Source organism: Stenotrophomonas sp. UBA7606 (assembly GCF_002477705.1).
Classification (GTDB): Bacteria; Pseudomonadota; Gammaproteobacteria; order Xanthomonadales; family Xanthomonadaceae; genus Stenotrophomonas.
On record NZ_DLJW01000050.1, the window covers coordinates 7,525 to 14,382 of the forward strand.

The 6,858-nt window shown below is 63.5% G+C and carries 6 protein-coding genes; all 6 read left to right on the forward strand.

Annotation, left to right across the window (positions count from 1 at the left end; all coding sequences use genetic code 11):
• Positions 1-234 precede the first annotated feature (234 nt).
• Genes B2527_RS07520 through B2527_RS07545 form a run of 6 tightly spaced genes read left to right on the forward strand, consistent with a single transcriptional unit; the run spans position 235 to position 5,936 of the window.
• Positions 235-1,146, forward strand: a complete 912-nt coding sequence (locus B2527_RS07520; RefSeq protein WP_293707525.1) for an STM4015 family protein — start codon at positions 235-237, stop codon at positions 1,144-1,146.
• 22 nt (positions 1,147-1,168) lie between these two features.
• The gene (locus tag B2527_RS07525) at positions 1,169-2,278 is read left to right on the forward strand and encodes an STM4014 family protein (RefSeq protein ID WP_343124743.1); all 1,110 of its coding nucleotides are present in this window, start codon (positions 1,169-1,171) and stop codon (positions 2,276-2,278) included.
• Positions 2,271-3,086, forward strand: coding sequence for an STM4013/SEN3800 family hydrolase (locus B2527_RS07530; protein WP_293707529.1), 816 nt, complete (start codon positions 2,271-2,273; stop codon positions 3,084-3,086). Before B2527_RS07525 ends, B2527_RS07530 begins: the two co-directional genes overlap by 8 nt.
• The gene (locus B2527_RS07535) at positions 3,083-4,444 is read left to right on the forward strand and encodes an STM4012 family radical SAM protein (protein ID WP_293707531.1); all 1,362 of its coding nucleotides are present in this window, start codon (positions 3,083-3,085) and stop codon (positions 4,442-4,444) included. The genes B2527_RS07530 and B2527_RS07535 overlap by 4 nt, the downstream gene beginning before the upstream one ends.
• 7 nt (positions 4,445-4,451) lie before the next feature.
• Positions 4,452-5,309, forward strand: a complete 858-nt coding sequence (locus B2527_RS07540) for an STM4011 family radical SAM protein (protein ID WP_293707534.1) — start codon at positions 4,452-4,454, stop codon at positions 5,307-5,309.
• 30 nt (positions 5,310-5,339) lie between these two features.
• A complete protein-coding gene (locus B2527_RS07545; RefSeq protein ID WP_293707536.1) occupies positions 5,340-5,936 on the forward strand; it encodes a hypothetical protein in 597 nt (198 codons plus the stop codon).
• Positions 5,937-6,858 lie beyond the last annotated feature (922 nt).

Genomic DNA, 6,858 nt, shown 5'->3' on the forward strand with positions numbered 1-6,858 from the left:
CCCAGCCCTCCCCTGCGCTACGCGCAAGGGAGGGGGTTGAGTTGGCTTCGCTTGTATCCTTGCTCACTCCTTACGCACTTCTTCAGCTTGCTTGTTTGCGCTTGATTGCTGCGTTAGCACAGCATGGTTACGGAATTGCTAAGGCTGTATGCCTTCCATCGAACGTGATGGATTGCTGCCAGCATTCGCATCCTCTCGGTTATGCTACGGCACCCATTCCGGCAAGGACGTACCGTGAGCATTGGCGAATACACGCAGGTTTATCGTGGCAAGAAAGTTGTTGACTTCCAAATGGGCGGTGAGGCCGTCGCGGGGGATGTCGCTTACCGCTTGATGCAGGAATACGACAGCGACGAGAGCCAGGAAGAACTGCTGGCCAACTTCTTCGAGCGGGTTGATCCGAAGTCGATTGAAGTGCTGATCATCGGTGCATGGGATGAAGCCTCCGGCGAGGGCCCGCAGGGCCTGATCGATGGGTTGATTGCGCGCCGTGCCGAGCTGGGCAACCTGAAGGCGCTGTTCGTGGGCGACATGACCTACGAAGACTGCGAGATGTCGTGGATCAACCAGACCTCCTACAACCCGCTGCTGGAGGCCTTCCCGGGCCTGGAGTCGCTGCGTATCCGTGGCACCTCCGAACTTGAACTGCAGCCCTTCACGCATGCGTCGCTGCAGGAACTGGCGATCGAGAGCGGTGGCCTGCCGAACGAGATCGTCATTGCCATCGCCAACTCCACGCTGCCGGCCCTGCGCCATCTTGAGCTGTGGCTTGGCGATGATGGTTATGGCTTCGATGGCGATGTGGCGGTCTACCAGCGCCTGTTGTTGGCGATCGGGCCGGAGCGCCTGCAGTACCTGGGCCTGCGCAACGCCATGATCAGCGACGAGCTGGCGGTGTGGCTGGCCGGTGAGCCGTGGCTGGGCACGCTGCAGACGCTGGACCTGTCGCTGGGCACCATCGGCGACGTCGGCGCGCAGGCGCTGTGCGAGAGCCCGAACCTGGGCAGCCTGCAGCGCATCGACCTGAGCCACCACTACATTTCCGCGGCCTGGCAGCAGAAGCTGCAGGCGCTGCCGTGCACGGTGGTGCTGGACGATCCGGAAGAAGAAGACGACGGCGACCGCTACGTGGCGGTGTCCGAGTAAGGCGAAGATGGCCAATTGGCTGTTGATCGGCCCGCGCGGCAGCCGCCGTATCGGGTGGCTGCAGCGTGCCCTGCACGATCAGGGCGCGCCTGCCGCGCATGTGTTCGATTACGAAACCCTGCTCGCCGAGCCTGCGCGGCTGCTTGAGGCACTCGCGCAGGCGCCCGGTGCCATCGTCAAGCTGGAGTCGCCGGGCGAAGCGCCCGCGCTACACCAGGCCTTGGTGTTGCGTGGCTGGGAGTTGTCCGGCGCGGTTGGTGATGCGCCCTTGCCTGCCGCGCATGGCGAGCTGGTGCATCAACAGTTCTGGTATGCCGGCTTTGCCGATGTGCTGGCGTCGCTTCCTACGGGGCCGCATTACCTCAATGCACCTGCCGATCTGGCCTGCATGTCGGACAAGCTCCGCTGCCAACAAGTACTGGCCGATGCAGGCGTGGCGGTGCCGCCCTTGTTTGGGGCGATCAGTGGCTACGAGGATCTGTGCGCGCGGCTGCGCGATGCGGCCTGCGAGCGTGTCTTCATCAAGGCCCGCTACGGTTCGTCTGGTGCGGGCGTGCTGGCTTACGCGCGCAACCGCGATGGGCGTGAGGTCGCCTATAGCACGGCGGAGCTGGTGGAACAGGATGGCCACTGGCGGGTGTTCAACTCGCTGCGGCAGCGCCGTTACGACCGGCATAGCGATATCGCACGATTGGTGGACTTGCTGGCCGAGCAGGGCGCCTACATCGAGCGCTGGATTCCCAAGCCCACCGTGCCGGGCAGCGATGGCCGCCGCTATGACGTGCGCGTGGTCGCGCTGGATGGCCAGCCACGGCAGCGGGTGGCGCGGATGAGCGCAGGTGCGCTGACCAACCTGCACCTGGGCAATGCGCGCACGCAGCTGGAAGCACTGCTGGATGCCGATGCCATCCGCCATCTGCAAGCTGCCACGATGAAGGCCGCGGCCGCATTCCCCGCCAGCCGCATGATCGGCTTCGACCTGATCGTGCGCGGCACGCGCAGCTGGGTACTGGAAGCCAATGGCTTCGGCGACCTGCTGCTGGACCTGCGCCATGCCGGGCGCACCACCTACGAAGACCAGGCGCTGTTGTCGCCTGCGCGTTCTGCCATCAACGAGTACGCCCATGCTTGAGACCCGCTTGCCCGACATGCACCGCATCGTCGGCAGCCACGACGTGGTGATGATCACCTTGGACGCCCTGCGCTTCGATGCGGCCCAGCGCTGCTTCGAGCGCGGCGAGCTGCCGGTGCTTTCGCCGCACCTGCCGGCCGATGGCTGGGAGCTGCGGCATACGCCGGGCAGCTTCACCTATGCGGCGCACTCGGCGTTCTTTGCCGGCTTCCTGCCCACGCCTGCGCGGCCGGGCCCGCATCCGCGCCTGTTCGCGCTGGAGTTTGAAGGCAGCGAGACCATCGTGCCGGAGACCTTCGTGTTCTCCGGCCGTGCCGATATCGTCGGCGGCTTCCGTGACCAGGGCTACCGCACCGTCTGCATCGGCGGCGTCGGCTTCTTCAACCGTCGCAATGCGCTGGGCTCGCAACTGCCGGGCCTGTTCGAGGAAAGCCACTGGCAGCCCGAGCTCGGCGTGACCGCGATCGACTCCACCGAACGCCAGGTAGCACTGGCCTGCGAGCGTCTGCAGGCCGCGGGCGACCAGCGCTGCTTCCTCTTCATCAATGTCTCGGCCATCCACCAGCCGAACCGGCATTACCTGCCCGGTTGCGACGCGGATAGACTCGACAGCCACTGCGCCGCGCTGCGCTACGTTGATGGCGAGTTGGCGGCATTGTTCGCGGCCTTGCGTGCGCGGGGGCCGGCCTTCGTGATCCTCTGTTCCGACCATGGCACCGCTTACGGCGAGGATGGCTTCCACGGCCACCGCCTCGCCCACGAGACGGTGATGAACGTCCCCTATGCGCATTTTGTGTTGAGCCCATGACCGCCCATCGTTTGTCAGAGCTGTTGCGGCTCGAGCCCTACCAGGCCTATTCCTACTCCTACCCGCACAAGTCCGCGTACCGGCCGATCAACCAGCCGCCGCTGCTTGCCGATGCCTGGGCAAGTGAACCGCGTGATGCGTTGTTCCTGTACCTGCACGTGCCGTTCTGCAGCTACCGCTGCGGCTTCTGCAATCTGTTCGCAATGGCGCGGCCGGCGCCGGCGCAGGTGGAAGCCTATCTGGCGCAGATGGAAAAGCAGTTGCGGGTAACTGCCGATGCCTTGGGCGAACACCGCTTCGTGCGCTTCGCGCTGGGCGGCGGCACGCCTACCTATCTGGATGCGCCGCAGCTGCAGCGGCTGTTCGACTTCGTGCAGCGCCACGCCAACATCGACCTGCATTCGATTCCTGCCGGCATCGAGGTGTCACCGGAAACGGTGGACGCGGCGAAGATGAAGATCTGCCGCGATGCCGGCATCGACCGCGTCAGCATGGGCATCCAGAGCTTCAGCGATGCGGAAGTGCGCTCGCTGGTTCGGCCGCAGCAACGCGCGGTGGTTGAGGAAGCCATCGCGCAGATTCGTGCGGCAGGCATTCCAACGCTCAACCTGGATTTGATCTACGGCATTGCCGGGCAGACCGTGGCCAGCTTCCTGACCTCGATCGACAGCGCCCTCGCCTTCCAGCCGGAGGAGCTCTACCTCTATCCGCTGTACGTGCGCCCGCACACCGGGCTGGATCGCATCGGCGCGAAGGAAGGCGGCAAGCGCTCTTTCGTCATTCATCCCGAATCGGTGGACAACCGTCTGGCCCTGTATGAAGCCGGCCGCGAGCGCCTGCTTGCCGCGGGCTATGAGCAGGTATCGATGCGCATGTTCCGCGCGGCCAACGCGCCGGACTCCGGTGGGCCGGCGTACTGCTGCCAGAGCGACGGCATGGTCGGCATCGGCTGCGGCGCCCGCTCGTATACCAGCGGCCTGCACTACTCCAGCGAGTACGGCGTCAGCCGCCGCTCGGTGGCCGATATTCTTGCGCATTACCTGGAACGCGATGAGGCCTCCTTCGCCCGCATCGATTACGGCGTGCGGCTGGATGAGGACGAGCGCCGTCGCCGCTTCGTCATCCAGTCACTGCTGGCGCAGCCGGGCCTGGATCTTGCGCAATACCGTGAGCGCTTCGGCACGGAGTGCTTCGACGACCTGCCGCAGCTGGATGAGTTGTTCGAGCAGGGCTTGGCCACGCGCGAGGATGCGCTGGTCGCATTGAATGACACCGGGCTTGCCCGTGCCGACACCATCGGTCCGTGGCTGATCTCGACCGGCGTGGCCGAGCGCATGCGCGACTACCAATTGGATTGAGCCGCGCATGCATCTTTCCATCCTCTATCGCGGGCGGCTCAGCAGTTGCAACTACGACTGCCCGTACTGCCCCTTCGCCAAGACCTACGACACCCGCGCCGCCCTGCGTCGCGACGCCGAGGACCTTGCACGCTTGGTTGGCTGGGCAGAGCGGCAGACGATGGAATTGTCGGTGTTGTTCACGCCGTGGGGAGAGGGACTGGTGCGCCGCCACTACCGCGGTGCGATGGTGCAGCTGAGCCATATGCCGCATGTCCGCCGTGTGGTGATCCAGACCAATCTGTGCATCGGCACGCGCTGGCTGGACGAGGTCAATCTCGACAGCTTCGCACTGTGGTGCACCTATCACCCGGGGCAGGTGACCCGCGCCGCCTTCCTGGCCCGCTGCAATGAACTGGCCCGTCGTGGCGTACGTTACACGGTTGGCATGGTGGCGATGCGTGAGCATCTGGACGAAATCCAGGTGCTGCGCGGGGAGTTGCCGGACGAGGTGCCGATGTGGATCAACGCCTACGATGAGCGCCCTGCCGGTTATTACAGCGATGCCGAGATCCAGCAGCTGCAGCGCGTGGACCCGCACTTCCTGTTCAACCTGGAACCCTCGGCAAGCCTGGGCGCACCCTGCTTCACCGGCGAGAACGTGGTGTCAGTGGATGGCGATGGCAACGTCAAACGCTGCCACTTCGTCGCCGAACCGCTGGGCAATCTATACGACGGCAGCTTTGCGGCCCAGCTGCGTCCGCGCGGCTGCCCGAACCAGCGTTGTGATTGCTATATCGGTTATGCCCACCGCAAGGATCTGCCGTTTCAGCGGGATTATCCGGAGGGTGTGTTGGAGCGGTTTCGGGAGCAAACATCATTGTGATCACGTTTCCCCCATACTTTGGCAACCATCATGACGAACGCTCCACTTCCCGGCATTTCTGCAAGTGATGCCCTGAACTTCTATTGGCACTGCGTGATTGCGGCGAAGTTGATAGATGAGCTACCGCCGAGCACTGCTGCCAAGTCTCATGCATTGCGAGCAGTTCGCATGGCGACCCTCTGTGCGACTGGAAGGAACGGCGTACAGTACGCAAGCGATGAAGCCATCCGGATCAAGAGTTTGGAAGGGAAGCGCTGGGAAAAATGCGGGCTTATCAAAGAACATGCATTTCCCGTTAGTCTTGTGTGCAAACGCGTGTATGCCGAGCTCAAGACGAACCAGGAAGGTCCCGAGGTTGGAACTGGACCGTCCGAGAACGAAGACCTTGGACTCACGCCAGAGACAATTGCTCTTTTTCAAACGAGTCCACGCGCATGGCAGGTCGCATTGATTATTCGTGAATGGACGCACGTTGCCTGGATCACCAAGGAAGAAGAGGATCGGTTTGATGACAAGAAGCGTCATGACGGAATCAGCATTCGCAACCGCATGCCAAAGAATTGGACCGACGACCAGAGCAGATTCGCGAGATACGATGCCTGCAGTATTTCGATCTCGTTGATTTGACTGACGGAGCGACCACACCTGTCCATTCGCCCTGGGTCCGCAGCGCTTACCCGGACTACGTTGCTGGTGATGCAGGTTTGTGGGAGAGCGTCAGCCGCGAGGCTGGCATGACATGAGCTGATGGTTTGCTGCCAGGAGCACCCCTCCCCAACCCTCCCCTGCGCTGCGCGCAAGGGAGGGGGCTTGGAGCTTGCTTCGCTTTGGCTATTCGAAACCTGCTGCCACGCTTGCCGCTATCAGGATTCCGGTAGCCGTAGCCCGGGTAAGCGCAGCGCACCCGGGGCTGTTGGCCGATGGGCTGAAGTATCTCCAGATCAACAATACCCGGGTGCGCTGCGCTTACCCGGGCTACGTTGCTGGTGATGCAGGCTTGTGGGAGAGGCGTCAGCCGCGAGGCTGACATGGCATGAGCTGATGGTTTGCTGCCAGGAGCACCCCTCCAACCCTCCCCTGCGCTGCGCGCAAGGGAGGGGGCTTGGAGCTTGCTTCGCTTTGGATAGTCGAAACCTGCTGCCGCGCTTGCCGCTATCAGTATTTCGGTAGCCGTAGCCCGGGTAAGCGCAGCGCACCCGAGGCTGTTGGCCGATAGGCTGAAGCATCTCCAGATCACCGATACCCGGGTGCGCTGCGCTTACCCGGGCTACGTTGCTGGTGATGCAGGTTTGTGGGGGAGCCTTCAGCCGCGAGGCTGGGATGGCATGAGCTGATGGTTTGCTGCCAGGAGCACCCCTCCCCAACCCTCCCCTGCGCTACGCGCAAGAGAGGGGGCTTGAGGCTTGCTTCGCTTTGGCTGGTCGAAACCTGGGCCGCGCTGCCACCATCAGGATTCCGGTAGTCGTAGCCCGGGTAAGCGCAGCGCACCCGGGGCTGTTGGCTAATGGCCTGAAGCATCTCCGGACCATCGATACCCGGGTGCGCTGCG

Coding starts and splice junctions, on each gene's coding strand:
- B2527_RS07535 (WP_293707531.1), top strand. CDS start 3,083: ATGACCGCCCATCGTTTGTCAGAGCTGTTGCGGCTCGAGCCCTACCAG.
- B2527_RS07530 (WP_293707529.1), top strand. CDS start 2,271: ATGCTTGAGACCCGCTTGCCCGACATGCACCGCATCGTCGGCAGCCAC.
- B2527_RS07540 (WP_293707534.1), top strand. CDS start 4,452: ATGCATCTTTCCATCCTCTATCGCGGGCGGCTCAGCAGTTGCAACTAC.
- B2527_RS07545 (WP_293707536.1), top strand. CDS start 5,340: ATGACGAACGCTCCACTTCCCGGCATTTCTGCAAGTGATGCCCTGAAC.